We start from the raw sequence: 1,028 nt of genomic DNA, 5'->3' as shown, positions 1-1,028 counted from the left end.
TGGGGACGGCCGTGGTCGATCTCGTACGTCGCGACGACGACCCGCACGGGGCCGCCCGGTCCCGAGTCACCGGTGGTCATGGTCATACCCGTCATGATGCGGCATGCGCGTCAGACCGGTCCGCCGCCCGCGATCCGGCGGCAACCACCCTCCCCAATAGGCCGGTTCCTGTCCTATAGCGGGCCTACCCTGCTCCCATGAGCACTCAGGAGCCCCTCCCCTTCGAGACCGTCGCCGACCTCGACGCCTGGCTCTCCCGGCATCCCGCCCCGCATCCGGGGCTGTGGGTCGAGGTGGCCAAGAAGGGCTCGGGGCTGCCCTCCGTCACCGCCGCCGAGGTGAACGACGCGGCGCTCTGCCACGGCTGGATCACCGGGCAGCGCAAGGCGCTCGACGCCACCCATTACCTCCAGCGGATCACCCCGCGCCGGCCCGGCAGCCTCTGGTCCATGGTCAATGTGCGACGGGTGGCGGAGCTGACCGCCGCCGGGCGGATGCGCCCCGCCGGGCTGGCCGAGGTGGAGGCCGCCAAGACGGACGGGCGCTGGGCGGCGGCCTACGCGTCCCAGCGGGAGGCGACCGTCCCGGACGACCTCGCCGCGGCGCTGGAGCGCAGCCCCGCGGCGAAGGCGGCCTTCGACGCGCTCGGCCGGACGGACCGGTACCTCGTCGTGCTGGACCTGCTGCGCGCCCGGACGCCCGAGCGGCGGGCCGCCCGGCTGGCGGCGGCCGTGGCGAAGCTCGGGGACCGGCGCGCCCGGCCGGTCACCTGAGCGTGCCGGGCGGCTCAGGCGTTCTTGATCGCCGAGATGTCGAAGTTCAGCTTGATCTTGTCGGAGACCAGGAAGCCGCCGGTCTCCAGAGCCGCGTTCCAGGTCAGGCCGAACTCGGAGCGCAGGATCGTGGCCCTGCCCTCGAAGCCGACGCGCTCGTTGCCGAACGGGTCCTTCGCGGCGCCGTTGAACTCCAGGTCGATGGTGATCGGCTTGGTGACGCCGAGGATCGACAGGTCGCCGGTGACGCGGTAG

At 73.0% G+C, this 1,028-nt stretch carries 2 protein-coding genes; one reads left to right on the top strand and one right to left on the bottom strand.

Annotated features, from left to right (window positions below; all coding sequences use genetic code 11):
* Positions 1–197: 197 nt before the first annotated feature.
* Positions 198–773, top strand: a complete 576-nt coding sequence (locus CCN42_RS40455; protein WP_086742059.1) for a YdeI/OmpD-associated family protein — start codon at positions 198–200, stop codon at positions 771–773.
* A gap of 14 nt (positions 774–787) precedes the next feature.
* Here CCN42_RS40455 and CCN42_RS40450 read toward each other — a convergent pair.
* On the bottom strand, positions 788–1,028 hold a 241-nt coding region (locus tag CCN42_RS40450; RefSeq protein WP_143662256.1), incomplete at its 5' end, for a YceI family protein.

It is taken from the genome of Streptomyces glaucescens (assembly GCF_002154375.1).
GTDB classification, from domain to species: Bacteria; Actinomycetota; Actinomycetes; order Streptomycetales; family Streptomycetaceae; genus Streptomyces; species Streptomyces glaucescens.
The sequence above is the reverse complement of the archived record's forward strand: the minus strand, read 5'-3'. Positions and strand labels throughout refer to the sequence as shown.

Bases quoted from the DNA above. Each gene is read 5' to 3' on its own strand.
- CCN42_RS40455 (WP_086742059.1), top strand. From the start codon at position 198: ATGAGCACTCAGGAGCCCCTCCCCTTCGAGACCGTCGCCGACCTCGAC.